The 25,468-nt window shown below is 36.1% G+C and carries 24 protein-coding genes; 22 read left to right on the forward strand and 2 right to left on the reverse strand.

The window, feature by feature from the left end:
* Window positions 1-9: 9 nt before the first annotated feature.
* The 6 genes from NAMH_RS00595 to NAMH_RS00620 are packed head-to-tail and all read left to right on the forward strand — an operon-like array spanning window position 10 to window position 5,033.
* Window positions 10-966: a TRAP transporter substrate-binding protein gene (locus NAMH_RS00595; RefSeq protein ID WP_015902207.1), complete on the forward strand. Its 957-nt coding sequence runs from the start codon at window positions 10-12 to the stop codon at window positions 964-966.
* On the forward strand, window positions 963-1,445 hold the full coding sequence (locus NAMH_RS00600) for a TRAP transporter small permease subunit (RefSeq protein ID WP_012663968.1): 483 nt from the start codon (window positions 963-965) through the stop codon (window positions 1,443-1,445). Before NAMH_RS00595 ends, NAMH_RS00600 begins: the two co-directional genes overlap by 4 nt.
* Window positions 1,435-2,769, forward strand: coding sequence for a TRAP transporter large permease (locus NAMH_RS00605; RefSeq protein WP_015902023.1), 1,335 nt, complete (start codon window positions 1,435-1,437; stop codon window positions 2,767-2,769). The genes NAMH_RS00600 and NAMH_RS00605 overlap by 11 nt, the downstream gene beginning before the upstream one ends.
* The gene (locus tag NAMH_RS00610; protein WP_012663804.1) at window positions 2,766-3,485 is read left to right on the forward strand and encodes a 5-oxoprolinase subunit PxpA; all 720 of its coding nucleotides are present in this window, start codon (window positions 2,766-2,768) and stop codon (window positions 3,483-3,485) included. Before NAMH_RS00605 ends, NAMH_RS00610 begins: the two co-directional genes overlap by 4 nt.
* Window positions 3,482-4,138 carry a 5-oxoprolinase subunit B family protein gene (locus NAMH_RS00615; protein WP_015901828.1) on the forward strand — a complete coding sequence of 219 codons (657 nt, stop codon included), beginning with the start codon at window positions 3,482-3,484 and terminating at the stop codon, window positions 4,136-4,138. Before NAMH_RS00610 ends, NAMH_RS00615 begins: the two co-directional genes overlap by 4 nt.
* A 1-nt stretch (window position 4,139) precedes the next feature.
* Window positions 4,140-5,033 carry a 5-oxoprolinase subunit C family protein gene (locus NAMH_RS00620; protein ID WP_228368724.1) on the forward strand — a complete coding sequence of 298 codons (894 nt, stop codon included), beginning with the start codon at window positions 4,140-4,142 and terminating at the stop codon, window positions 5,031-5,033.
* On the opposite strand, the gene NAMH_RS00625 is transcribed toward NAMH_RS00620, so the two are convergent.
* Both NAMH_RS00625 and NAMH_RS00630 read right to left on the reverse strand, forming a co-directional pair.
* Window positions 5,030-6,961 (reverse strand): transglycosylase domain-containing protein, encoded by a 1,932-nt coding sequence (locus NAMH_RS00625; RefSeq protein ID WP_012663586.1) that lies wholly within the window; start codon window positions 6,959-6,961, stop codon window positions 5,030-5,032. The two genes, NAMH_RS00620 and NAMH_RS00625, sit on opposite strands and share 4 nt — an antisense overlap.
* Window position 6,962: 1 nt before the next feature.
* Window positions 6,963-8,021: an aminotransferase class I/II-fold pyridoxal phosphate-dependent enzyme gene (locus NAMH_RS00630; protein WP_015902241.1), complete on the reverse strand. Its 1,059-nt coding sequence runs from the start codon at window positions 8,019-8,021 to the stop codon at window positions 6,963-6,965.
* 49 nt (window positions 8,022-8,070) lie between these two features.
* Here NAMH_RS00630 and alaS point away from each other — a divergent pair, with 49 nt between their 5' ends.
* The 16 genes from alaS (at window position 8,071) to trpS (ending at window position 25,467) form a co-directional block, all read left to right on the forward strand.
* A complete protein-coding gene (gene alaS, locus NAMH_RS00635; RefSeq protein ID WP_012663552.1) occupies window positions 8,071-10,632 on the forward strand; it encodes an alanine--tRNA ligase in 2,562 nt (853 codons plus the stop codon).
* Between the two features lie 36 nt (window positions 10,633-10,668).
* On the forward strand, window positions 10,669-11,349 hold the full coding sequence (locus tag NAMH_RS00640; protein WP_015901891.1) for a response regulator transcription factor: 681 nt from the start codon (window positions 10,669-10,671) through the stop codon (window positions 11,347-11,349).
* Window positions 11,336-13,192, forward strand: coding sequence for a sensor histidine kinase (locus tag NAMH_RS08910; protein WP_015901886.1), 1,857 nt, complete (start codon window positions 11,336-11,338; stop codon window positions 13,190-13,192). The genes NAMH_RS00640 and NAMH_RS08910 overlap by 14 nt, the downstream gene beginning before the upstream one ends.
* Before the next feature lie 35 nt (window positions 13,193-13,227).
* Entirely contained in the window at window positions 13,228-13,785 is a 558-nt protein-coding gene (gene maf, locus NAMH_RS00650) for a septum formation inhibitor Maf (RefSeq protein WP_015902623.1), read from the forward strand.
* Window positions 13,775-14,671, forward strand: coding sequence for a PDC sensor domain-containing protein (locus NAMH_RS00655; RefSeq protein WP_012663954.1), 897 nt, complete (start codon window positions 13,775-13,777; stop codon window positions 14,669-14,671). The genes maf and NAMH_RS00655 overlap by 11 nt, the downstream gene beginning before the upstream one ends.
* 27 nt (window positions 14,672-14,698) lie before the next feature.
* Complete coding sequence (hisH, locus tag NAMH_RS00660) at window positions 14,699-15,304, forward strand: imidazole glycerol phosphate synthase subunit HisH (protein ID WP_015902424.1); 606 nt, start codon at window positions 14,699-14,701, stop codon at window positions 15,302-15,304.
* Between the two features lie 9 nt (window positions 15,305-15,313).
* Complete coding sequence (hisA, locus tag NAMH_RS00665; protein ID WP_015902137.1) at window positions 15,314-16,021, forward strand: 1-(5-phosphoribosyl)-5-[(5-phosphoribosylamino)methylideneamino]imidazole-4-carboxamide isomerase; 708 nt, start codon at window positions 15,314-15,316, stop codon at window positions 16,019-16,021.
* 231 nt (window positions 16,022-16,252) lie between these two features.
* Window positions 16,253-16,630 carry a chemotaxis response regulator CheY gene (locus NAMH_RS00670; protein WP_012663438.1) on the forward strand — a complete coding sequence of 126 codons (378 nt, stop codon included), beginning with the start codon at window positions 16,253-16,255 and terminating at the stop codon, window positions 16,628-16,630.
* A complete protein-coding gene (locus tag NAMH_RS00675) occupies window positions 16,623-17,444 on the forward strand; it encodes a 50S ribosomal protein L11 methyltransferase (RefSeq protein WP_041361709.1) in 822 nt (273 codons plus the stop codon). Before NAMH_RS00670 ends, NAMH_RS00675 begins: the two co-directional genes overlap by 8 nt.
* Entirely contained in the window at window positions 17,445-19,367 is a 1,923-nt protein-coding gene (gene ftsH, locus NAMH_RS00680; protein ID WP_012663665.1) for an ATP-dependent zinc metalloprotease FtsH, read from the forward strand.
* The gene (locus tag NAMH_RS00685; protein ID WP_015902275.1) at window positions 19,345-19,983 is read left to right on the forward strand and encodes a phosphatidylserine decarboxylase; all 639 of its coding nucleotides are present in this window, start codon (window positions 19,345-19,347) and stop codon (window positions 19,981-19,983) included. The genes ftsH and NAMH_RS00685 overlap by 23 nt, the downstream gene beginning before the upstream one ends.
* The gene (gene pssA, locus NAMH_RS00690; RefSeq protein ID WP_015902452.1) at window positions 19,973-20,680 is read left to right on the forward strand and encodes a CDP-diacylglycerol--serine O-phosphatidyltransferase; all 708 of its coding nucleotides are present in this window, start codon (window positions 19,973-19,975) and stop codon (window positions 20,678-20,680) included. Before NAMH_RS00685 ends, pssA begins: the two co-directional genes overlap by 11 nt.
* A gap of 74 nt (window positions 20,681-20,754) precedes the next feature.
* Complete coding sequence (locus tag NAMH_RS00695) at window positions 20,755-22,305, forward strand: 2-isopropylmalate synthase (RefSeq protein WP_015902438.1); 1,551 nt, start codon at window positions 20,755-20,757, stop codon at window positions 22,303-22,305.
* 18 nt (window positions 22,306-22,323) lie between these two features.
* A complete protein-coding gene (gene der, locus NAMH_RS00700; RefSeq protein WP_015901896.1) occupies window positions 22,324-23,709 on the forward strand; it encodes a ribosome biogenesis GTPase Der in 1,386 nt (461 codons plus the stop codon).
* Complete coding sequence (locus NAMH_RS00705) at window positions 23,696-24,499, forward strand: TIGR04219 family outer membrane beta-barrel protein (RefSeq protein ID WP_015902700.1); 804 nt, start codon at window positions 23,696-23,698, stop codon at window positions 24,497-24,499. Before der ends, NAMH_RS00705 begins: the two co-directional genes overlap by 14 nt.
* On the forward strand, window positions 24,496-25,467 hold the full coding sequence (gene trpS / locus NAMH_RS00710) for a tryptophan--tRNA ligase (RefSeq protein ID WP_012663641.1): 972 nt from the start codon (window positions 24,496-24,498) through the stop codon (window positions 25,465-25,467). Before NAMH_RS00705 ends, trpS begins: the two co-directional genes overlap by 4 nt.
* Window position 25,468 lies beyond the last annotated feature (1 nt).

Consider the following 25,468-nt stretch of genomic DNA (forward strand, 5'->3'; position numbering starts at 1 on the left):
GAGAAAGCGATGTTAAAGAAAATTTCAGCAATGCTGGTGACTGCAGGCGCACTGCTTGCATCAACAATGACACTGGATATGAACTGTGTTTACGGACCTAACAACTTCCATACAAAAGGTGCCGAAACGTTTGCGAAGTTGGTTGAAAAATATTCAAACGGAACGATCAAAATAAGGGTTCATGCCGGAAACGCCCTTGTTAAAGGCAATCCTTTAAAAGCGGTAAAAAACGGTGTTGTGCCTATTAGTGATATGTTTTTGCCGTTTACTTCGGGCGGGGGTAAAGTATTCGGTATTTCTGCGCTTCCGTTTATTGCAAAATCATATGACGACGCATACAGACTGTATGAACTCTCAAAACCAGCTTATCAGAAAGTTTGCAGAAAGTGGAATCAGAAACTTCTTTATGCGGTAAGCTGGCCTCCAAGCGGTCTGTATACGAAATGGGCGGTTAAAAGTCTTAAAGATTTCAAAGGCATTAAAGCTAGAACATACGACAAAAACTCCGCGAAATTTATTCAGCTTGCAGGCGGAAGTGCCGTGGCGCTTCCATGGGCTGAGGTTTATTCTGCTCTGAGAACAGGGCTTGTAAATGCCGTGGTTACTTCTTCGGTATCCGGAAAAGACGGTAAATTCTGGGAAGTTTTAAGCCATTTTACAAAAATCAACTACGCATATCCTCTTCAGGGAGTGAGTATCAATCTTGATTACTGGAACGCAATGACTCCGGCTCAGAAAAAAGCTATAATGAGAGCCGCAAGAGAAACTGAGGAGATGCAATGGAAAGTTTCCAAAGAAGAGGACGCAAAAGCGCTTAAAACACTTCAGGCTCACGGAATGGTTGTTGAAGACGCAACGCCTACTCTTAAAAAAGAGCTTGACGGTATTGCCGAAAAAATGTTGAACGACTATCTTAAAGACGCACCAAAAGACGTAAAAGAAATCTTTAAAAAATACAGACAATGAAAAAAATAATTAAATTTTTTGAAAAGCTCTTGGATCTGGGGGCTTTTTTCTCTTCCATAGCTTTTATACTGTTAACGGGACTAATACTTGTGGAGATATTCTCACGTGCAATATTTAACCACTCTACAATGATTGTGGATGAGTACAGCGGTTATTTTTATCTGGCTTACGTGTTTTTAGGGCTTGGATACACCTTTAAAGAAAACGGCCATATAAGAATAACCATTATTTATTCCAAGATGCCTAAAAAAATAAGAAAAATTATGGATTTTGTTGCGGGAAGTATCGCACTGGCGGTGGTGGGATTTATATTTTACCGCTCGATTCTTTTATGTTGGGAATCATACAGTTACGATATGGTAAGCGAGAGTGTGAGTGAGACTCCGTTATATCTTACTCAGATACCTATGGTGGTGGGGCTTTTTATTTTTATGCTTTCGATTATAGGATTTTTAATAAAGGTTGTAAATGATAAGTGATCCTTTGGTACTCACGGCGGTACTTGTCGTTGTGATGTTTGCGTTTTTGCTTATGGGTGTGTGGATAGCGATATCGTTGATCGTAACGGGAATAGTGGGGATGCTGATTTTTAAACTTAATCTTCCTCCTGTTATCAGTATCTGGGATAAAATCGGCTCGCTTCTTGCGAGTTCGATGTATGATACGCTTAATTCCTGGTCTTTGGCGGCTCTTCCGATGTTTATTTTTATGGGAGAGCTTTTATTCAGAAGCGATATTTCCACCAAACTGTTTAACGGACTGATCCCATGGTTTAATAAAATTCCGGGAAAACTTCTTCATATAAACGTGGCGGCGTCTTCACTTTTTGCCGCCGTTTCAGGCTCATCCGCCGCTACTACCGCAACTGTCGGGAAAATCACCTTAGAAGAGCTTAAAAAAAGAGGTTATGACAAAAAACTGGCAATAGGGTCTCTTGCCGGAAGCGGGACACTCGGGTTTTTGATACCGCCGAGTTTAATTATGATTATTTACGGGGTTTTGGCGGATGTATCCATCGGTAAGCTCTTTATCGGAGGGATTTTGCCGGGACTGTTGCTTGCGAGTGCATATTCTGCGTATATTATAATCATTTCCAAAATTAAAAAAAACGTAACCCCCAAAGCCGAAAAAGAGTATACCTGGGCTGACAGGATAAGGGCTATTAAAGAGCTGATACCCGTTTTTTTGCTTGTGGCTCTGGTGCTTGGAAGTATATATGCAGGATTTGCAACTCCTACAGAAGCCGCGGCTCTTGGTGTTCTTGGGAGTTTGCTTTTATCAATTTATTTTAAAACGCTTACGTGGGATGTTTTTAAAACCTCAATGCTAAATTCGATTAAAACCACGGTGATGATAAGTTTTATTATAGCTGGAGCCGGGTTTCTCTCGCAGGTGGTGGAATATTTGGGAATTGCAAGGGCGGTCAGTGAATGGATAGCCTCAATGCACCTCAGTCCTTATATGCTGATTTTGGTAATAGGCATTATGTATATAATTTTAGGGATGATACTTGACGGAATTTCCATTGTGGTTATGACGCTGCCGATTGTGCTTCCTGTTATAATTCATGCGGGGTTTGATCCTCTGTGGTTCGGGATATTTCTGGTGCTTATGGTTGAACTTTCGCAGATTACTCCGCCTGTGGGGTTTTCACTTTTTGTAATACAGGATATTTCCGGTGAAAAAATCGACTATATTCTTAAAGCAACCTTTCCGTTTTTTGTTATAATGATTTTAATAGTAGCGGTAATTACACTGTTTCCTGAAATAGCACTATATCTGCCAAGGACGATGATAAAATGATTAAATTAAACGCTGATCTGGGTGAGAGTTTCGGACATTACAGACTCGGAATGGATGAGGAAATTATGCCTCTTATCGATATGGCCAATATCGCGTGCGGGTTTCATGCGGGAGATCCGATTATTATGGATAAAACCGTGCTTCTGGCTAAAAACAGCGGTGTAGAAATCGGTGCACACCCTGGATATCCGGATCTTTTGGGATTTGGAAGACGCAGTATGAAATGCTCCGCAATGGAGATTGAAAATTATATAATTTATCAGGCGGGAGCGCTTGATGCGTTTTGTAAAAAACACAAAACGGATATTAAATACATAAAACCCCACGGTGCTCTTTATAACGATATGATGGGGGATGCGGAAGTTTTCAGGGCTGTACTAAACGCAGCGGCCGGGCTGAATTTGCCCGTTATGATTCTTAGCAGTTCCAAAAATGAAGAATATGAAAAAATAGCACACGAATTCGGTGTTAAACTCATTTACGAAGTATTTGCGGACAGAAACTATACGGATGAAGGGTTTTTGGTGCCAAGAACCAGAGAAAATGCCGTGATAAGTGACAAAAACGAGATCCTTGAGAGGGTTTTGATGTTTAAAGAGGGGTATATTTTAAGCGAAAACAAAAAGGTTTTGAATCTAAAGGTAGACACTATCTGTGTACACGGGGACAATGAAAAGGCGCTTGAAATAATAAAAGCCGTAAGAGAAGTTTTATGAAGTTTAAAGTAGCGGGGGTTGACAGTTTAATTATTGAATTCGGAGAAGTTATTTCACCTGAGACACACAGGCTTGTAATGAAAAATTATGAAATATTAAAGCCTCATTTTTTGGAAGTAACCCCATCATACACGACTGTTTTGGTTAAGTACGGAATAGACAGAACGTATGAAGACGCTCTTGAGAGTATAAAAAGTATGCTTGTAAAAGACGTACAGGAGGAAATCTGTTTTTCAGAACCGGTTATAATACCGGCGTTTTATGACGAAAGTGTGGGTTATGATTTAAAAAGGGTGGCGGAGTATCACAAAATAAGTATTAAAGAAGTAATAAAACGACACTCCTCAAAAATATACGACGTTTACGCGATAGGATTTTTGCCGGGTTTTGCGTATATGGGGATTGTGGATATTCCGACCCCCCGCATTCCGCCAAGAAGCGAAGTTGCCAAAGGTTCTGTAGGAATCGCCGGTGAGCAGACGGGTATTTATCCTATGAAGAGCCCGGGAGGCTGGAATATAATTGCAAGGACTTATAAAGAGATGTTCAGCGAAAAGATTGAGGGTTTTTCACTGCTTAAAGTAGGAGACAGGGTCAAATTCGAGCCTGTAAGCAGGGCTGAATTTATCAATAGAGGCGGCGAAATTGATTAGGGTGATAAAAAGCGGCTTTTTAAGCACCGTACAGGATATGGGAAGAGCCGGATATACCGATATAGGGCTTACTCACAGTGGGGCGATGGACGAATTTTCGTATCTTTTGGCAAACGCCCTTTTGGGAGACAAGGAAAAGGCGTGTGTAGAAATAACGTTTGGCAATTTCGAGTTTGAGGCTATGAGGGATTTTTCGGCGGCTGTTTGCGGAATTGACGGGGAGATTGAGATAAATTCGCAAAAATATAAAATAAACAGAACCTTTAAACTCAAAAAAGGCGACATAGTAAAAATAAAACCTTTAAAAAAAGGAAATTTCGTATACTTTTGCGTAAAAAACGGTTTTGACGCGAAAAAAAAATACGGAAGCTGCAGTGTCAGCGTACGTGAAAAGATCTTAGAGCCATTAAAAGACGGGGATGTTTTAAACCTTAAAGCTCCCGAGGTTATTCCCAACAGATATTCAAAACTCTCTGTTGACGTGCCGGATGTTTTGGAACTTAGGATTGTTCTCGGGCATCAAAAAGATCTTTTTAACACGGAAGAGTTTTTTAAAAGCGAGTTTGAGCTAAAATCGATCAACCGCCAGGGAGCCGTTTTAAAAGGCGGTGTAAAACCCGAAAAAGGCGATATCATCTCGGAAGGTATAAGTTTCGGAACCGTTCAGGTTCCGGCAAGCGGAGATCCTATCGTGCTTTTAAAAGAGCATCAGACAATCGGAGGGTACCCTAAAATCGGAAACGTTTTGCCGGTTGACTGTTTCAGGCTCTCGCAGTTTAGAAGAGGAAAAATCAGATTTAAAGAAATAGATCTTGAGAGCGCAAAAAAAGAGGTGATTGAGTTTTATTCGTTTTTTAAAAAACTGAGGTTTTCGTTTGTGGAGATGTACCACTAAAAAACGGGTACGTAAGTCTCCTGTTTAGGCGGCGGCGACTGAGTTGTGAAAAGCTCTTTATGTCCGTTTATTTCGTATGTTTTTACGCCTTTAGGGATTTTGAATTTTCTGATAAGTTCAGGGTGTATCTGAAGCAGGTTTTTGTAAAAGTATGCAAACGCGGGAGCCGAAACCCTACCACCCGACATTCTTTTTCCAAGTGAACTCGAGTCGTCGTTTCCAAACCATACAAGTGTTTCGCTGTTTGGCGTAAACCCGCAAAACCACGCATCCCTGAAATCGTTTGTAGTACCCGTTTTACCGGCTATTTCTATTCCTCTGACCCTTGCGTTTCTACCGGTACCTTTTTTTACAACGTCTTGGAGGATGTTTACGATTAAGTATGCCTGATAATCCGGTTCTATGTATTCGTGTTTCTGTTCGGTTGTTATTGTGATGTTTTCTCTTGGTATTATTATTTTTTTAACAATATGCACTTTGCTTTTTGTTCCGTAATTGCTGAATATCGTATAAAGTTCGCTGAATTTCCACATGCTCTCACCCACACTTCCAAGAGCGATGCTTAGGTTGTTCGGAAGTTTGTCAAAACCGAAATTGTACATCTCTTTAAGTACCGTATCAAGTCCCATTGATAAGACTAAATTGATAGTAGCCAAGTTTCTTGAATGTACGAGTGCTTCACGAAGCGTAATAAGACCCAAAGTGTTTTTCTCATAGTTTTTAGGCTTCCAGTATTTATCTTCTTCTGGTGTGTCGCTCGGGATTTTAAACGTACGGCTGATATCCGGGATAAGGCTTGCCGGGTTGTAACCGATGTTTAGTGCTATTTGGTAAATAAAAGGTTTTATCGAACTTCCCACGCTTCTTCTTGACTGAACGGCACGGTTGAATTTGCTTTTTTCATAATCGGCGCCGCCCACGATTGCCATAACCTCTCCGGTTTGAGGGTTGATGTTTATCATTGCTCCGTTAAGCTGCGTTACGTTTAGTTCGGGATTTAGTTTAAGTACCCTTTCTTTATTCCATTTGATTGTTTTTTGGGCTATTTTTTGGGTAGGAAGATCTATGGTTAAGTAAATATCATACCCTCTTGTAAACAGGTCTTTGTATTTCGGAAGGAGTCTCATTATCGCCGTATCCACCGCGTACGGCGCCTGGTTTTGAATCATTTTTTTATAAACTATAGGACGTTCTAAAATCGCCTGTTTGTATTCGCTCGGGGAAATCCATCCTAATATGTACATTCTTTTTATAATTCTGTCGGCTCTTTTGATATTCAGATCGTAATTTTTTGTTGGATCATATAATGAAGGGCCTTTTGGGAGGGCTATTAACATTGCTGTTTCTTTCAGTGTCAGGTCTTTTAGATTTTTATGAAAATATCCATATGCAGCTGTAGCAATTCCATAATAACCGTGACCAAAATAAATTTGATTTAAATATCTTTCAAGTATGTCTTCTTTACTAAGGAAATGTTCCACTTTCATTGAAATTATCATTTCTTTGAGTTTTCTTTCAATAGTTTTTTTTCGGTTTAGATAGATGTTTCTTACAAGCTGCTGTGTGATTGTGGAAGCACCTTCGACTTTTTTACCGGCTTTGATGTCTTTGATGAGAGCTCTTAATATTGCGTTGAAGTTTATTCCTTCATGTTCGAAAAACGATGTGTCTTCAGTGGCTATTAATGTTTCTATGAGACGCCCGGGAATATCATCGTATTTTACGTAAAAGCGGTTTTCGTTTTTGTATTTTATGGCTAACAGTTTTCCGTTTCTGTCGTAAAATTTGGCACTGAGAGGAGGGTTGTAGTATATGATTTTTTCACTTGCAAAACGTGTGGAGTTATACAGGTATATAAAATAACCGAGTACTCCAAGAGTTACAAAAAAACCTAAAATCAGAAAAAAAGTAAATATTTTTTTAAACAAATCATTCCTTTAAAAAATCAATCGTTTTAGAAATTATATCAATTTCGACGCTGACTCGTCCAATAACTCTGAATATCGGGGATTGTACGGTTGGGGGCCTTATGGCCCCTATTAGTATGTTGCGGTTAAATAATTGCTTTTGCTTTAAAAGGAGTGCTTTATTGTCTTGGGCGGGCAGAATTTTAATTAAAGAATCTGAATTTAAGATTAAATTTCTCTTATTTATTTCATTTTTATAAAAATTTCTGTTTTTTTCTATCTCTTCAAGGGCGTAATATGCCAAAAGTGCATCAACGGGACTCAGAGCCGTGGTGTAAATTACGCTTTTCGCCCTGTTTAGAAGATATGAAATAATTTCTTCATTTGCCAGAATATAAGCGCCGTAGCTTCCAAGCGCCTTTCCGAGTGTACCCATTTTGACTGTTTTTTCGGGATTAAGACTGTATTCGTCCGTAATACCCATAAGATTTTCACCAAGAACCCCCACGCTGTGGGCTTCATCGATTATAAGCGTTCCGATTTGCTGTGCGTAGTCGGTTATATTTTTATCTACTTTGTCGCCCGCCATCGAATATACACCTTCAACGGCCGTAAACACACGCTTGAAGGATTTGCAGTCTTTTGATTTTTCGATTAGATCTTTTATGTCGTTGTGTTTAAAAAACCTAACTTCCGCACCCGTTAGTCTGCTTCCAACTATGCCGCTTGCGTGGTATTCTTCGTCTATTAAAAAAAGATCACCTCTTCTTCCGAGTTCAAACAGAGCCATATTCGCCAAAAATCCGCTGCCGAGTACCAAAGCCTCTTCAAATCCGTTCAGGGCTTTTAATTTTTCTTCAAGCAGTCTGTGTGCGGGGTGGTATCCGTTTACGAGCATGGAGGCTTTTGCACCGTGGGAGTCAAACTCCATTGCATGTGAAAATGCGTTTTGGCGTACGGTTTTGTTTTCGGCGAGGCCTAAATAGTCGTTGCTGGCAAGGTCTATTGTGTTTTGAGGGTAGATTTTTCTTTCACGGAGTCTGTTTTTTTTCTTTAAAACTTCTAATTCTTTGTTATACATTATTGTTTTGAGACCTTTTTTGTTAAAATTTTATCAAAAAAGGCCTTTTATGGATATAAGAAAAAAGTTTTTGGAATTTTTTGAAAGCAAAGGGCACAAGGTTTACCCTTCGGCGCCCCTTGTTCCGGATGATCCGACACTTTTGTTTACAAATGCCGGGATGGTTCCTTTCAAGCCGATTTTTACAGGTGAAAAACCGGCTCCCGAGCCTCCGAGAGCGTGTTCGTCACAGCTTTGTATGAGAGCGGGCGGAAAACACAACGACCTTGAAAACGTGGGATATACCAACAGACACCATACTCTTTTTGAAATGCTCGGAAACTTCAGCTTCGGTGATTATTTTAAAGAAGAAGCTATAGCTTATGCGTGGGAATTCGTAACCGAAGTGCTTGAACTGCCAAAAGAGAAGTTATGGATTACGATTCATGAAAGCGATGATGAAGCGGGCAAAATCTGGGAAAAATATGTTCCAAAAGAGAGAATCGTAAAAATGGGAGATAAAGACAACTTCTGGCAGATGGGTGATACTGGGCCATGCGGACCGTGCAGTGAAATACATTTCGACCAGGGTGCGGATAAATTTAATTCTCCTGAAGATTATCTTGGAGGTGACGGAGACAGATTTCTTGAAATCTGGAACCTTGTATTTATGCAGTATAACAGGGATGAAAGCGGAAAACTCACCCCGCTTCCGAAACCGAGTATCGATACGGGAATGGGCTTAGAGAGAATTACTGCGATTAAAGAAGGCGTGACAAGCAACTACGACAGTTCTATTTTCAGACCGTTACTTGAAAAAATCGTAGAAATTACAGGCAAAGAATACCATACGGACAAAAGAGGCGCGAGCCACAGGGTAATTGCCGATCATATCAGGGCTGTTACGTTCCTCACAGCCCAGGGTGTGCAGTTTAGTAGGGAAGGAAGAGGTTACGTTCTTAGAAGAATTTTAAGAAGAGGCGTTAGACACGGATATCTTCTTGGGATGAGAGAACCTTTTATGTACAAAATCGTTGATACTTTAGCTGAACAGATGGGAGAGCAGTATCCGTATCTTCTTGAAAAGAAAGAATCGGTAAAAGATACTATAAAACTTGAAGAAGAGAGGTTTTTCGAAACGATTGACAAAGGAATGCAGCTTTTCGAAGAAGAGCTTAAAAAAACAACAGGTGACACGTTCAGCGGCGAGGTTGCGTTTAAACTTTACGATACATACGGATTTCCGCTTGATTTAACTCAGGATATGCTTAGAGAAGTAAACAAACAGGTTGATATGAAAACGTTTAACGCACTTATGCAGGAACAAAAAGACAGAGCCAGAGCTAACTGGAAAGGAAGCGGGGACGTTAAGATTAATTTAAAAGATCTTGAAAAAGTGGAAAACAACAAATTCGTAGGATATGAGCATACGGAGTATAAAACTAAAGTAAAAGCTCTTTTTGATGAGAATATGAATATGGTTGAAACTCTAAACGGCAGCGGATGGGTTATGCTTGAAGAGACTCCTTTTTATGCTGAGAGCGGTGGACAGGTAGGAGATAAAGGTGAATTGAGAACCTACCCAACCAGCCAAAATGGAGAATTGAGAATTGTCGCCAAGGTGGTAGATACCAAAAAATTTGATGACAAAAACTTAAGCAAAGTCGTTGAAGCCGAGCTTAAAACAGGCGATGAGGTGGTGGCCAAGGTTGATGAAAACAGAAGCGAAATCGCCAAAAACCATACGGCTACGCACCTTCTTCACGCGGCACTTAGAAAAGTATTAGGTGAGCATGTAACACAGGCAGGGTCTTTAGTTGAAGCAAACAGACTCAGATTCGACTTCACGCATCCAAAAGCGCTTACAAAAGAAGAGCTTGAGAGTATAGAAGAGATGGTAAATAGAGTTATCGCCAAATCAATTCCTGCGGAAGTTAAGGAAATGAGCATTGACGAAGCTAAAAAAATGGGTGCAATGGCGCTTTTCGGTGAAAAATACGGAGATGTCGTAAGAGTTGTGAAATTCGGAGATTTCAGCGTAGAGCTTTGCGGTGGAACGCACGTAAACAATACGGCTGAAGTAAACAGCTTTTATATCATTAAAGAAAGCGGTGTAAGTGCCGGGGTTAGAAGAATCGAAGCCGTTGCGGGATTCGGTGCGTACAGATACGCCAAAGGGTTCAGGGATCTTGTGGAAGAGATTAAGTCCGAAAACAAAGCAAAAGATCTAAAAGCGTTTGTCGAAAAACAAAAAGAAGAGATTAAAAAACTTAAAACCGAAATCAAAGAGCTTGAAAAAGCGGCGGTTAAAGAGATTAAACCGGTAAATAAAGACGGTATCAACTATGTAATCGAAAGAATAGACAACGCAAATCTTAGAGAAATCGCGACGGATCTTAAAGGAAGAGTTGATAATCTTGTAGCGTTTTTAGCGGGTGAAAACAAAGGCAAAGTAACGCTTGTGGCGGTATCTACCGTTGATAGTGTAAAAGCCGGGGATTTAATTAAAAACTACGCTCCTATCGTCGGAGGAAAAGGCGGAGGAAAACCTGATTTTGCCCAAGGCGGTGGTAAAGATTCAGGCAAAATAGATGAAATGATAGCTCAGGTTAAAAAAGATTTAATTAAATAAAGAGGTGATTCACCTCTATTTTAAAAGGATGAGAGGATGAAAATTTTATTAGTAGAGGATGATAAGCAATTAGGAAGAGTTTTAAAAAAAACATTAGAAGCTAAGGGATATGAAGTTCATCATATTGAGGACGGGGAAGATGCTTTTAATGATATTCTTATTAATGAATACGATGTTTATCTGCTTGATATTAACCTTCCTAAAATTGACGGTATTAAATTAATAAAACTTATTAGACATAAAAATCCTAAAGCGATTATTATTATGATTACAGCGTCTGCTCAGATTGAAGATATGGAAAAAGCATATGGTGAAAATCACGACGGATGTGACGAATATATTAAAAAACCGTTTCATAGTGAAGAGTTGTTGCTTAGAATAAATCACTGGCTTAAAGTTAAAAATGATACATGTAATAACAACGAGGAAAAAGAAAAAATAACGATTGACAATATGGAATTTTATTTTGATACATTGGATTTATATATAGACGGGGTGTTGGCTGATTTAAGAAAAAAAGAAAAAAGACTTTTAGCTATTTTGCTCAAAAACATTGGTAAAACCGTTAAAAAAGATGAAATTGTAAAATATGTTTGGGAAAACGCTAATAGAAAAGAGTACCCTTTAAGACAGCTTGTGAGTGAGCTTAAAAACAAACTTCCGGGAGATTATATTACATCTGTTGTAGGAATAGGATATCGATTTGATAAAAAGTAAAATAACGTTAAATAAAGTTATTTTTATTTTTTTTGTAATTGTGACATTAGTTACATTTATGTTTATATATATGCAGTATAAAAGTTCAAAAGAGATATTAATTCAGAGTTATGTAAACAAATATGCATTTCAATCACTTCAGATAAAAGAGAAGTTTAAAAATATATTCGATAAAGCGCTATATTATTTTAAGAGTCATGAAGAAACAGATATAGAAAAACTGTACCTACTTCCTTTTTTTTATGAAAAAGGGCAAATTGATTTAGAAAACGTTTCAAAAGTTTTAAACTCCGATGTTGAAAAAGGGCATTATGAAATATTTATAATAGATAGGAACTATAAAATAGTCAATGCAACCTATAAACCGGATATTGGTTACGACTTGGGTAAATTTCCGGCATTTAAAAAAGTGTTGGATGATGTTTTTAACGGTAAAAAGGAAATTGACGTATCACCGATATTTTTAGATATAGCATCTATGAATTTAAAAAAATACTATTTAATAAGATCTCCCGATAAAAAATATCTTCTTCAGCTTGCGTATGTGATTGATATATACAATGACTTGGAAAAAGTATACTATTTTATAAAACCTACCGTAAAAGATCTCCAATTATATTTTGTTAACAAATATATGATTTATAATATAAATTTAGAAAAAAGATATCAGAAAAAACTTCCGCTTAACCAGCTGTATCAAAATTCTTTACGTATATTGAATGATATTATCAATTGTGATAAAAGTATGTTTCGTAATATATTTACAACGCAAAAAAACGAAGTGCTATTTAAAAAAGTTGTCAATCTTTTCGATAAAAACAATAATATAATTAAAAAAATCGATTTAAAAAGAAACAACTTAACAATGTATACGCTAATCAACTCCGTTTTTGATAGAAATGATAACCGCGTAATTATAAAAACAGTTTATGACATCAAACATTTAAATGAAGATTTGGATAAATTGTTAAATAATCTTTTATTAACGTTTTCATTTTTAATTTTGGTATTTGTACTTTTATATATTGTAATCATCCACAGGGCATCCCAAACAATTATTAAACTTGTATCGTATATGAAAAAAAACGAACCGTGTGATGAATGTGACTCTTTTATTAAAGAAATTGATGAATTAAAAGAGAGTTATAACTTTTTACATTACAAATTGAACAATGAAATTGAAAAAAATAGAAATTTGTTAGATTTAAACAGAAGGTTTATTGTAGATACAATTCATCAGATAAGAACACCTTTAAATGTTATTATGTTAAATACCGATCTTTTAAAACTTGAAATTAAAGATAAAAATGTACAAGACATTATAGAAGAAATAGATGCAGCGGTTGCAATGCTTAATAACTCTTATGAGGATTTGGCGTATTTATCTTCAAATAATACGGCAATTACTTATAAACCGACACATATAAATATTTCTCAAGTTTTAAAAGAGAGGGTTAACTTTTTCAGTACGATTGCCAAGGTTAATGATAAAAAGTTAATTGTGGATATTGACGAAGATATAGAATATTATATTAATAGAATTGAGTTTGAAAGAATTGTGGATAATAACATTTCTAATGCAATCAAATATTCAAATGATGAAGAAATATATATAGCTTTGAAAAGAAAAAAAGATAAAATTGTGTTGACATTTAAATCATATGGCGAGCCGATTAAAGAGCCTAAGAAAATCTTCGAAAAAAATTATAGGGAAAAAACGCATAAAAGAGGATTAGGACTCGGACTTAACATTGTTAAAAACATTTGTGATAAATACGGTATAAGATACAGGGTTTATTATGTAAACGAGATGAATGTGTTTGAATATGTTTTTAAGGTATAAGGCTATTTTGATACAATTTCATAAGAAAGGTTAAAATGATTGTTCTTTGCAGCGGATCATCTACAAGGGCGTTATTGTTAAAAAAAGCGGGTATTGATTTTATTCAGAAAAGCTGTGATTTTGATGAAGAAACAATTAAAAGTACAGATCCTTATGAATTTGTAACATTAGCTGCTTACGGGAAATTTAAAGCATGTAAAAAATGTTTTGAAAATGAAAACATTGTTTCTGCCGATACGGTTGTGAGCGATGGAAAGAATATTCTTAGAAAAGCGAAAGATATAAACGATGCAAAACGAATTCTTTTAGCTCAGAGCGGAAAAGAGATTAAGATTATTACATCAATGTGGGTGAGAGTTAACAAACAGATTTTTTCAAGGCTTGATGAAACAATATATGAATTTGATGTGTTTGATGAAACTGATCTGAACGAATATTTGACTTCCGGAGAATGGGAAGGCAAAGCCGGAGCATGTATGGTGGAAGGCTTTTGTAAAAAATACATAAAAAATGTAAAAGGTTACGAATCAACTGCAATGGGACTTTGTATCGAAGAACTTTTAAAAATTATAGGAGGGGATAATGCTAATTAGAGAAATACAGGAATTTCAAAAAATAAGAAAAGACGCAAGAGCTTATTTTTGCTATCTTTTGCAGAGAAATCTTCCAAACAGACTGCCGAATATTGGTATAGATGTGATTTATGAGGGGCTTGAAAGAATAGTTCATGAGATTCCTGGCGCAAATGCCGCTTATATATTAGATGCCGGAGGTAAACAGATCAGTAAAATGATTACAGTCAAAGAAAAATATAAAAATTTTCAGGTTGAATTTAATCAAGCAAACAGAACATATTTTTATAAAGCGGTAAAAGAGAAAAAGTGCATTTTAACAGATCCTTATCCAAGTTTAATCGGGGGAGATATGGTTGTAAGTGCGGCAATGCCGATTTTTAACGATAAAGGTGAACTTTTATATGTGGCTGTAATTGATCTTCCTTTGGATGAAATTTTAAAATTCGTTCACCAGGAAAGAGGGGATACCTGGGCTCACAACTTTAACAGAGTGGTGTACGGAATTTTCGCAGGGGCTCTGTTTGCTATTTGTGTTTTATTATTTATTGACGGAATAAAAATGTTTTTTACATATACGATTAACAACATTGACGTTAAAAAAATGTTCGAATCCACCATTTTAATTACGCTTTCGTTAGCGCTTTTCGATCTGGTTAAAACGCTTTTATTCGAAGAGGTGATAGGAGAAAAAGAAGACCATCCTTTTGCAATACATAAAACGATGATCAAGTTTTTGGGAAGTATTGTAATCGCCCTTGCGATTGAAGGGCTGATGCTCGTATTTAAGTTTGCTATGATTGCACCTCAGAAACTGATGTATGCGGCTATGCTTTTGGCTGCTGTGACGTTTCTTTTAATAGGACTTGCTTATTATATGAAGAATGTCGGAAAAGACATTAAATAATTGAGAACTGAGAATGGAGAATTGAGAATGAAGATTGGTATTGTCGATTACAATATGGGTAATCTTGCAAGTGTAAACAACGCGTTTAAAAAAATCGGAACCGAGGCTGAAATAGTAAACGATGCGGATAAATTAAAAAACTATGATAAACTTGTTTTTCCGGGGGTCGGAGCGTTTGGAGATGCAATGGAGCATTTAAGGGAGACCAATCTTGATGAAGCTATGAAAGAATTTGTTAAAAGCGGGAAATATGTAATTGGTGTGTGTCTCGGAATGCAGCTTTTATTTGAGAGTTCTGAAGAGTTCGGTAAGCATAAAGGTCTTGGAATAATTGAAGGAAATGTAGTTAAATTTGATAAAAACAAAATGCAGGGGCATAAAATCCCACATATGGGATGGAATAAGATGTTTGTAAAAAACGATGCGTTGTTTGAGGGTGTAAATGATCCTTATTTATATTTTGTGCATTCATATCATGTTGTTTGTGATAAGAAATATATTATAGGTAAAACAATTTACGAATATGAATTTGTAAGTGCAGTGAATAAGGACAATGTTTACGGTTTTCAGCCGCATCCTGAAAAATCTCATAATGCGGGGCTTAAAATATTAGAAAATTTTGTAAAACTTTAAGGAGTGTAAATGATAATTTTTCCAGCTATTGATTTAAAAGACGGACAGGCCGTAAGACTGACGAAAGGTCTGATGGACAGTGCTAAAGTTTACAGTAACGAACCGTATGAACTTGCAAAAAGATTTGAAGAAATGGGTGCCGAGTGGTTACATATAGTCGATTTAAACGGAGCTTTTGCGGGTGAACCTAAAAATATCGAACAAATTGAAAAAATAAGAAAAAATACAAATCTAAAAATTCAGCTTGGCGGTGGAATCAGGGACGAGGATACTATTAAAAGATACCTTGATCTTGGAATTAACAGATTGATTTTAGGCAGTATTGCAGCTAAAAATCCTAAATTAGTTTCTGAACTTGCAGAAAAGTATCCTATCGCAGTAGGGATAGACGCAAAAGACGGTTTTGTTGCAATTGATGGTTGGGATAAAACGGAAGGTATTCTTGCGAAAGATTTGGCGGAAAAATATAAAGATTCGAAAATAGAGTGCATTATTGCTACGGATATATCAAAAGACGGAACACTTACAGGATTAAATATTGATTTTATACTCGAAATACAAAACGCAAGTCAAAAACCTGTAATTGCAAGTGGGGGAGTGGCAAGTGAAGAAGATATAAAAAAAGTAAAAGAAAACAATATATACGGTGTAATAATCGGTAAAGCATTTTATGAAGGGAAGATAGATTTACAAAATGTTTTAAGAGAAAATGCGTAATGAAAGTAGAAACTAAAAAAGTGTGTTTAGTTGCCGATAATTATCAATAACTTTATTAAGTTAATATAAAGAAACTAAAATTAATGAATGTTTTTAAATAAAGATTTTGAAAAATTTATTAAAAATTGAAAATTGATTGTATAATTGCAATAGATAATATTTTGAAAAAAAGTAATTATATAGCGATTTCATATATTAAATTTGCAATATTGAATATCTAAAGGAGTAAGTATGAAGATTTTGGTTGTAGATGATAGTTCTACTATGAGAAGAATTATTGTTAATACCCTTGCAAGACTCGGTTATAAAGATGTTGTTCAAGCCGCTGACGGTGTGGAAGCTTGGGAAGTAATGCAAGCAAATCCGGATATTGGCGTTGTTATTACAGATTGGAACATGCCTAATATGAACGGACTTGAACTTGTTAAAAAAATTAGAGCGGAAGAAAAATACAAGGATATTCCTATTATTATGGTGACTACTGAAGGTGGTAAAGCGGAAGTTATTACCGCGCTTAAAGCAGGAGTAAACAATTATATCGTTAAACCGTTTACACCACAGGTTTTAAAAGAAAAGTTACAGGCAGTTCTTGGTACAAATGATGAATAATGTTTATTATGAGACTACAGTTTCGGTTTCATCTTTTAAAGATGAAATTGAAAATTTTTTAATGGAACATTTTTACAACGGAATAGAAGAAAAAAACGATAAATTAATTTTAAGAAGCGAAGAGCCTTTAGATGATCTGATTAATAAATTGAAAGAATATAAAAAAGCTTTAGAAGAGATATTTGATACTGAAATAGATTTAAAGATAAAAACAGAAAAAAAATCAAATAAAGACTGGATAAAAACATATCAAGAATCTGTACAGCCGGTTGAAATAGATGAATTTTACATTCATCCGAGCTGGTATCCTCCAAAAGAAGATAAAATCAATATTCTTATCGATCCCGCTTTGGCATTCGGAAGCGGTCATCATGAAACCACGAGAAGTTGTGTTAAAGCAATTAAAAAATATGTAAACGAAAATGACACTCTTCTTGATGTCGGATGCGGAAGCGGGATTTTAGGAATTGTAGCAAGTAAACTCGGTGCAAAAGTCGATGCGTGTGATACCGATTCTATAGCGGTAGACAGTGCAAAAGAAAATTTTGAACTGAATAACGCAACATATGAAAACATCTGGCACGGTAGTGCAAACAATACCGAAAAAAAATATGATGTGGTAGTGGCGAATATTATTGCGGATGTGTTGGTGTTTATAGCAAACGAGCTTAAACAAAGAGTTAATAATTATTTAATACTATCAGGTATAATTGACAAGTACAAAGATAAAGTCTTAAAAAAGTACAGTGACTTTGAACTTGTAGAAGAAATCCCTGAAAATGAATGGGTAACATTAATTTTAAAAAGGAAATAGATGGCACAAAAGAAAAATAATAACGACGATAATAATTTTTTTAACAAGAACCCTTTAATACTATTTGTAATATTCGCACTTGTAATTATAGTTATTTTTAGAAGTATAGCACCTACTGCAACAGGTGAAGTAAGCGCTATAGTAAACGGTAAACAGCCTGTAATGCATTTAACATATTCTGATATTAAAAAATTGGCTAAAGAAAAAAAACTTGAATATGTAGCAATCGGTAAAGCAATAATAAAGGCTAAATTAAAAGACGGAAGCATAGTTACGGTACAAAAAGTTCCGGGTGATACAACTTTGATTCCTTTGCTTGATAAAAACAATATTCCATACGGGGCGATTAACGACAGTAATTGGCTCAATGATCTGATTTTCGGATGGATTATTCCGATATTTATATTCTTTGCAATTTGGATGTTTTTGGCAAGCAGAATGCAAAAAGGTATGGGCGGAGTTTTAGGAGTCGGAAGTGCAAAAGGGCTTATAAAAAGTGAAAAACCCGATGTAAAATTTGACGACGTTGCTGGAAACGATGAAGCAAAAGAGGAAGTTAAAGAGATAGTTGACTTTTTAAAACACCCTGACAGATATATTGAGCTCGGTGCAAAAATTCCTAAAGGTGTTTTACTTGTAGGACCTCCGGGTACCGGTAAAACGCTTCTTGCAAAAGCCGTGGCTGGTGAAGCGGATGTTCCGTTTTTCGCAGTTAGCGGTAGTAGTTTTATTGAAATGTTTGTTGGTGTAGGTGCAGCAAGGGTTAGAGATCTTTTTAACCAGGCTAAAAAAGAAGCACCGAGTATTATATTTATAGACGAAATCGATGCAATAGGTAAAAGTAGAGCTGCAGCGGGGCAATTTGGAGGAAATGACGAAAGAGAACAAACTCTAAACCAGTTGTTAGCGGAAATGGATGGATTTGATTCAAATGAGCCTGTAATAGTACTTGCCGCAACAAACAGACCTGAAGTGCTCGATCCTGCGCTTCTTAGACCCGGAAGATTTGACAGACAGGTACTTGTAGATAAACCTGATTTTGAAGGAAGGGTTCAAATTCTACAGGTTCATGTTAAGAAAATAAAAGCCGGAAAAGATGTTGATTTAAGAGAAATCGCAAAAATGACGGCTGGACTTGCTGGGGCCGATCTTGCAAACATTGTAAACGAAGCGGCGCTTCTTGCCGGAAGAAAAGGTAAAAAAGAAGTTAACCAAGAAGAATTTGTAGAAGCGGTTGAGAGACAGATTGCGGGGCTTGAGAAAAAAAGCAGACGTCTTAATGAAAAAGATAAGAAAATTGTTGCTTACCATGAAAGCGGACATGCTGTAATTGCGGAGATTACACCTGAGGCCAGAAAAGTTAAAAAAGTTTCAATCGTACCAAGAGGACTTGCGGCATTAGGATACACGCTTAATCTTCCTGAAGAAGACAAATATTTAATGCAAAAACGAGAGCTTATTGCTGAGGTTGACACACTTCTTGGCGGACGTGCGGCGGAAGAAGTATTTATAGGTGAAATATCAACCGGGGCCGGAAACGACCTTGAAAGAGCAACTGATATTATTAAATCTATGGTAATGCTTTACGGTATGACTGAGGTTGCGGGACTAATGGTTCTTGAAAAACAGTCGAACAGATTTTTAGGCGGAGGATTTGCGCAAGCAAGAGAATACTCTGAAAAAATGCAAGAAGAAGTAGATAAATTTATAAAAGAGACTCTTGAAGAGAGATATAAGCATGTGAAAAATAAACTTAAAGAGTATGCACCTGTAATTGAAAAAATGGTAAAAGAGTTGTATGAAAAAGAAGTTATTGAAGGTGAAAGAGTAAGAGAACTTATAAAAGAATTCGAAAATCCTGAAACGCAAAAAGAAAATAATGAAAAAAATGAGGAGAATAATGAAAACGGAAATAATTCTTAAAGAAGGCTATCCGTATATTTTTGTAAGCGGAGGTCTTTTTTTACTGTCTTTAATTTTCCATTTTAATGCATTTTGGCAAATACTTTTTTTTGTATTATTTGCTTTTTTTGTATTTTTTTTCAGAAATCCCGAACGTATACCGGAAGATGAAAGCAAAGGGGCTATTATTTCTCCGAGTGACGGTGAAATTATTGAGATAGTTGAGGAAATTGCCCCTATTGTAAAAGAAGAAATGATTAAAATATCTATTAGACTTTCTATTTTTGATGTACATGTGCAAAGATCTCCGATTGAGGGAGAAATAACGGCTAAAGAGTATATTCACGGTCTGTTTTTAGCTCTTGGAAATAAAAAAGCGAGTGAACTGAACGAACAACATAGAGTATTGTTTACAAACAGTTCAAAAATCGTTGTTAATCAAATAGCAGGGTTTATTACAAGAAGAATAGTTGATTTCGGACTTTTTGGAAGGGTAAAACTCGGTGAAAGATATGGAATGATTATGTTCGGAAGTCAGGTAGATATGTATGTACCAAAAAATACAAAATTAAAAGTAACAGAATTTCAAAAAGTTAAAGCGGGAGAAAGTTTAATAGGATTTTTGAATGAAAATTAAATTCGCATACTTAATTCCGAATTTTTTTACAGCTCTTAGTGTATTTTTCGGAGTAATGAGTATTATTGCAGCATCACAGGGCAAATATGAAAAAGCGTTTATTTATATTGTGTTTTCGTTAATAGCGGACGGACTTGATGGTAGAGTAGCGAGGCTTACAAATACAACAAGTAAATTTGGTGTTGAGTTTGATTCTTTAGCTGACATTGTGGCGTTTGGTGTTGCACCGGCAATGCTTTTGTTTTTTGCTATAGGTGAGCATTACGGCAGATTCGGGGCACTTGTAAGCGGACTTTATGTTGTGTTTGGAGCAATAAGGCTTGCAAGATTTAACGTTACAACAAATGAGAATGATCCGAGATATTTTATAGGTTTGCCTATTCCAACTGCTGCGGTTGTACTTGGAAGTTGGGTGATGCTTGATGTTAGTTATAGCAGCGGGTTTGATATATTAATATTGATTGGGGCCCTGTTTTTAGGACTTATTATGGTCAGCAACTTCAGATACCCGAGTTTCAAAAAGATAGATTTGAATAAAAACATTGCGCTAAAAGTATTAATAGTTATTATTATAATAGCTTCCTTTATTTATTTGTATCCGGTTGAAGCTATTTCGACTATATTAACACTATATGCGTTTTATGGAGTCTTTAGGGGAATTAGAGGATATATAAAGGTAATAAAAGCTAAACGATAATTTTTTTCCATTGACAATAAATTAAAATTACAGTAAAATGATATAATTTTAAATTATAAATATAAAGGATTTCCATGGAAATGGTAAAAATTTTTGATACTACATTAAGAGACGGAGAACAAAGTCCGGGCGCTTCAATGACAATAGAAGAAAAAATAAAAGTCGCTCGTCAACTTGAAAAATTAAAAGTAGATATCATCGAAGCAGGTTTTGCTGCAGCAAGCCCAGGTGATTTTGAGGCAATAAATAATATTGCAAAAGAAGTGAAAAACAGTACGGTATGTTCACTTGCAAGGGCTGTTGAAAAAGATATTAAAGCGGCGGCTGATGCAATAGCGCCGGCACCTTTGAAAAGAATACACACGTTTATTGCGACAAGTCCTATTCATATGGAATATAAACTCAGAATGAGTCCGGATGAAGTAATCAAAAGAGCGGTTGACGCGGTTAAATATGCAAGAAGTTTTGTGGAAGACGTAGAATTTTCGTGTGAAGACGCCGGAAGAAGCGAAATGAGCTTTTTAAAAGAAATTATTGCAGCCGTTATTGAAGCGGGAGCTAAGACAATTAATATACCTGATACCGTGGGATACAGATTCCCGACTGAAATGGGAGCTATGATTAAAGAGCTTGTTGATTATTTTCCAAAAGACGTGATTTTCAGCGTACACTGCCATAATGATTTGGGTCTTGCGACTGCAAACTCGCTTTACAGCGTACTTAACGGTGCGAGACAGGTTGAATGTACCATTAACGGGCTTGGTGAAAGAGCAGGAAACGCGGCTCTTGAAGAGATTGTAATGGCTATTAAAGTAAGACGTGATTTGTTTGAGGGAACTGATACGAGAATAGAAACAAAAGAGATTTATCCGACAAGCAGACTTGTCGCAAGTGTAACGGGCATAGAGCCTCAGCCGAATAAAGCTATTGTAGGTAAAAACGCATTTGCTCATGAGAGCGGAATTCATCAAGATGGTGTGCTTAAACACAAAGAAACATATGAAATTATGAGTGCTGAGAGTATCGGGCTTGATGTAAAAGACACTATTGTTCTTGGTAAACACAGCGGAAGACATGCATTTTCTAAAAAGCTTGAGGCGTTAGGATTTAAACTAAACCAGGAAGAGTTGGACGAAGCGTTTATGAAGTTTAAAAAACTGGCTGATAAGAAAAAAGAAGTATACGATGAAGATATCATTGCAATTCTTAACGATACAATGGATTCGACACCTAAAACGTATGAGTTGATATCTTTACAGCTTAGTGACTGTAGCGACGGTATGCCGAGTGCCGCTGCAAAAATAAAATTTGAAGACAAGGTTTACGTTGACGCGGCAATAGGTGAAGGTACAATTGATGCGGTATTTAAAGTAATAGACAGAATCAGCGGTATTAACGGCAAACTTATGGATTATAAAGTTGAGGCGGTAACGGAAGGAAAAGACGCGCTTGCTAAAGTTATGGTAAAAGTCGTGTTTGACGAAGACAAACCGGCTGTTATGGGACACGGACTGAGCATTGATACGATGCTTGCAAGTGCGAGAGCATATATAAACGCACTAAATAACTATGTGCATATGAAAGATTTATTACAGAAAAAAATCAGTTATAAAGACAGTATATAATTTAAAAATAGGATAAAAATGATAAAAGTAGCAATATTAGGTAAGCCAAACGTAGGGAAAAGCTCACTGTTTAACAGAATTCTTAGAGAACGTGACGCAATTGTAAGTGAAAAAGCCGGAACTACGAGGGATATTAAAAAAAGAGAAGTAAGTCTTGATGACGATCTCGAAGAGATTGTACTTCTTGATACCGGAGGGCTTGAAGAAAGAGACGAGCTTTTTAACAAGGTTAAAGAAAAAGCCCTTGAAGTAGCAAAAGAAGCGGACTTGGTACTGTATATGGTAGACGGAAAGACAATACCTGACGAAGAAGAGATTAAATATTTCAGAAATCTTCAAAAATTAGGGAAACATATCATATTGGTCGTCAATAAAATCGACAATGATAAAATGATGGAAAAAGTATATGATTTTTATGAGCTCGGAGCTGATGAAATTTTCCCTATTTCCGTTTCACACAACAGAGGGGTTGGAAAACTTATTGAAAGAATTAAAAAATTTGTTCCTAAAAAACCTAAAACATTTGAAGTTAGTGAATTTGAACAAGAAATTCCACTTGAGGATCTTTTAGTAGCAGAAGAAAATGAAGAAAATCTTGAAGAACTTAAAGAAATAAAAGTAGCGATTGTAGGACGTGTGAATGTAGGAAAAAGTTCACTTTTAAATGCACTTGTAGGTGAAGAGAGGGCGATTGTCAGCGATGTTGACGGAACTACTATTGACCCTATTGACGAAAATATTTATCATGACGGATGGAATATTACGTTTGTTGATACGGCAGGTATCAGAAGAAGAAGCAAAATTAAAGATATTGAGAAATATGCGCTTTTAAGAACGGAAAAAGTACTTGAAGAAGCGGATATTGCAATACTTGTAATCGATGCTAAAGAGGGAATTGTAGAACTTGATGAAAAAATCGGAGGACTCATTGATAAACACAAAAACGGAGTAATTATAGTAGCAAACAAATGGGATGAAAACGCTGAAGAGTTTCATAAATTTAGAAAAGAAGTGTATTACAGATTCAAATATTTATATTTTGCGCCGTTTTTGGCGGTAAGTGCGAAAACAGGCAGAAATATTGATAAATTAAAAGATGAAATTATCAGGGTGTATAAAAACTATTCTAAAAGAATACCTACCGCAACACTTAATAAATGGATTGAAGAGGCAACGATAAGACATCATCTTCCTACCGATATAGGTGGAAAAGAAGTTAAAATATTTTATGCTACACAGTATAAAACAAAACCACCGACAATTGCACTAATTATGAACAGAAACAAATTACATTTCTCTTACAGAAGATATTTGGTAAACTTTCTTAGAAAAAAAGAGGATTTTGAAGGTACGCCTATTATTTTTGTTGCGAGAAAAAAAGGAGAAAAACATGAAGAAGCTTAGTATTGCTTTAATTACTGCCGGACTTGTTAGTTTTGCAAGTGCGGATTTACTCAGTATCAGTGCCGGTGCGGGGTATGAACAGCAAAATATTAGCGGATATGTAAAACTTAACAGTACTATAAACTATTTTAATAATTCTTCAGCTGAAACGGACGGAAATACGAATACAGGAAATTTCGGACTGCAAGATGAAAAAAATCCTTATTTTTGGGTTAAATTAATTTACCCTGTTCCGTTGTTTCCAAATGTTAAATTTCAATATACAAAATATGATACAAGCGGGCATAGTAATTATATTGCGGGAAATGTGGAAATATTCGGGGACGTTTCTATTCCAACAGCAATTACAAACGCAAGTACAACACAAACAATAGATTCTTATGATTTTACGTTTTTTTATGAATTTAAGCCTGTAGTAGCTGACTTTGAAGCAGGATTTGGTCTTGATATATGGAAGGGACATACTAAAATATATGGAACAGGAGGAGGCATAACAAAAACATGGATTGACAATGATTGGGATGTGATTTTGCCTTATTTATACGGACATGTTGAAACGATGAAAATTTTTGGCTTTTCGGTAATTGGGGATGTAAAATGGGCAAAAGCCGGAGACAATCATCATTATGATTATCAAGGAGCGGTAAAATACACAATTGACGTTCCGGGACCTGTTAATCCTTTTATCAAACTCGGATATAGATATAAAGAGGCATATGGGGTTGATGGTGATAATGAAACACTTTTAAAATATAAAGGTGCATTTTTAGAAATAGGAGCGAAGTTTTGAGAGTAGTTAGTGGAATGAGACCTACGGGGAATCTGCATTTAGGACATTACATAGGTGTACTTAGAAATTGGTTGGAGTTACAGGAAAAGTATGACACATTCTTTTTTGTTGCTGATTGGCATGCGCTTTCAACAAAATATGATGAGGGGCTTGATTTAAAAGAGCTTAGCATAGAACTTGTTAAAGAATGGATTGCATGCGGAATCGATCCGGAAAAATCAACTATTTTTGTTCAAAGCGATATAAAAGAACATGCGGAACTTTATCTTGTTTTAAATATGATTACGCCAGTAAGCTGGCTTGAGAGAAACCCAACATACAAAGATGCAATGGCACAGGTTGAATATAAAGATAAAAACAATGCAGGATTTTTAACATACCCGGTACTACAGACTGCAGATATTATTTTATACGATGCGAATCTTGTACCTATCGGAGAAGATCAAAAACCGCATCTTGAAATAGCAAGGGAAATAGTAAGAAGATTTCATTATTTGTTTAAAAAAGAAGATGTTTTTGTTGAACCGAAAGAACTTTTAACGGAAATGCCTCGTCTTCCTGGACTTGACGGCAGAAAAATGTCGAAAAGTTTTAATAACGCAATTTATCTTGATGAAACAAGCGAGGATATCTGGGCAAAAGTACGCCAGGCGAAAACGGATCCAGCAAGAATTAAAAAAACAGATCCGGGACATCCGGAAGTTTGTATAGTTTTTGAATACCACAAAGCTTTTTCAAGTGCTGAAGAAGTAAAAGAAATAGAAAATGCCTGCAGGGCCGGAAGCATAGGGTGTGTGGAGTGTAAAAAGAGATGTGCGGCGAATATTGAAAACATAGTTGCACCTATACGTGAAAAAAAAGCATCTCTTAATGATGATGAAATTTTGGATATAATAAAGACAGGAGAAAGAAAAGCAAAAGAACTTGCTTCTAAAAAAATGGAAGAAGTTAATAAATTAATTTTTTAAA

Origin of the sequence: Nautilia profundicola AmH, from assembly GCF_000021725.1 — a bacterium.
Classification (GTDB): domain Bacteria; phylum Campylobacterota; class Campylobacteria; order Campylobacterales; family Nautiliaceae; genus Nautilia; species Nautilia profundicola.

Bases quoted from the DNA above. Each gene is read 5' to 3' on its own strand.
- NAMH_RS00595 (WP_015902207.1), top strand. From the start codon at position 10: ATGTTAAAGAAAATTTCAGCAATGCTGGTGACTGCAGGCGCACTGCTT.
- NAMH_RS00600 (WP_012663968.1), top strand. From the start codon at position 963: ATGAAAAAAATAATTAAATTTTTTGAAAAGCTCTTGGATCTGGGGGCT.
- NAMH_RS00605 (WP_015902023.1), top strand. From the start codon at position 1,435: ATGATAAGTGATCCTTTGGTACTCACGGCGGTACTTGTCGTTGTGATG.
- NAMH_RS00610 (WP_012663804.1), top strand. From the start codon at position 2,766: ATGATTAAATTAAACGCTGATCTGGGTGAGAGTTTCGGACATTACAGA.
- NAMH_RS00615 (WP_015901828.1), top strand. From the start codon at position 3,482: ATGAAGTTTAAAGTAGCGGGGGTTGACAGTTTAATTATTGAATTCGGA.
- NAMH_RS00630 (WP_015902241.1), bottom strand. From the start codon at position 8,021: ATGTATAACAAAGAATTAGAAGTTTTAAAGAAAAAAAACAGACTCCGT.
- alaS (WP_012663552.1), top strand. From the start codon at position 8,071: ATGGATATAAGAAAAAAGTTTTTGGAATTTTTTGAAAGCAAAGGGCAC.
- NAMH_RS00640 (WP_015901891.1), top strand. From the start codon at position 10,669: ATGAAAATTTTATTAGTAGAGGATGATAAGCAATTAGGAAGAGTTTTA.
- maf (WP_015902623.1), top strand. From the start codon at position 13,228: ATGATTGTTCTTTGCAGCGGATCATCTACAAGGGCGTTATTGTTAAAA.
- NAMH_RS00655 (WP_012663954.1), top strand. From the start codon at position 13,775: ATGCTAATTAGAGAAATACAGGAATTTCAAAAAATAAGAAAAGACGCA.
- hisH (WP_015902424.1), top strand. From the start codon at position 14,699: ATGAAGATTGGTATTGTCGATTACAATATGGGTAATCTTGCAAGTGTA.
- hisA (WP_015902137.1), top strand. From the start codon at position 15,314: ATGATAATTTTTCCAGCTATTGATTTAAAAGACGGACAGGCCGTAAGA.
- NAMH_RS00670 (WP_012663438.1), top strand. From the start codon at position 16,253: ATGAAGATTTTGGTTGTAGATGATAGTTCTACTATGAGAAGAATTATT.
- NAMH_RS00675 (WP_041361709.1), top strand. From the start codon at position 16,623: ATGAATAATGTTTATTATGAGACTACAGTTTCGGTTTCATCTTTTAAA.
- ftsH (WP_012663665.1), top strand. From the start codon at position 17,445: ATGGCACAAAAGAAAAATAATAACGACGATAATAATTTTTTTAACAAG.
- NAMH_RS00685 (WP_015902275.1), top strand. From the start codon at position 19,345: ATGAAAACGGAAATAATTCTTAAAGAAGGCTATCCGTATATTTTTGTA.
- pssA (WP_015902452.1), top strand. From the start codon at position 19,973: ATGAAAATTAAATTCGCATACTTAATTCCGAATTTTTTTACAGCTCTT.
- NAMH_RS00695 (WP_015902438.1), top strand. From the start codon at position 20,755: ATGGAAATGGTAAAAATTTTTGATACTACATTAAGAGACGGAGAACAA.
- der (WP_015901896.1), top strand. From the start codon at position 22,324: ATGATAAAAGTAGCAATATTAGGTAAGCCAAACGTAGGGAAAAGCTCA.
- NAMH_RS00705 (WP_015902700.1), top strand. From the start codon at position 23,696: ATGAAGAAGCTTAGTATTGCTTTAATTACTGCCGGACTTGTTAGTTTT.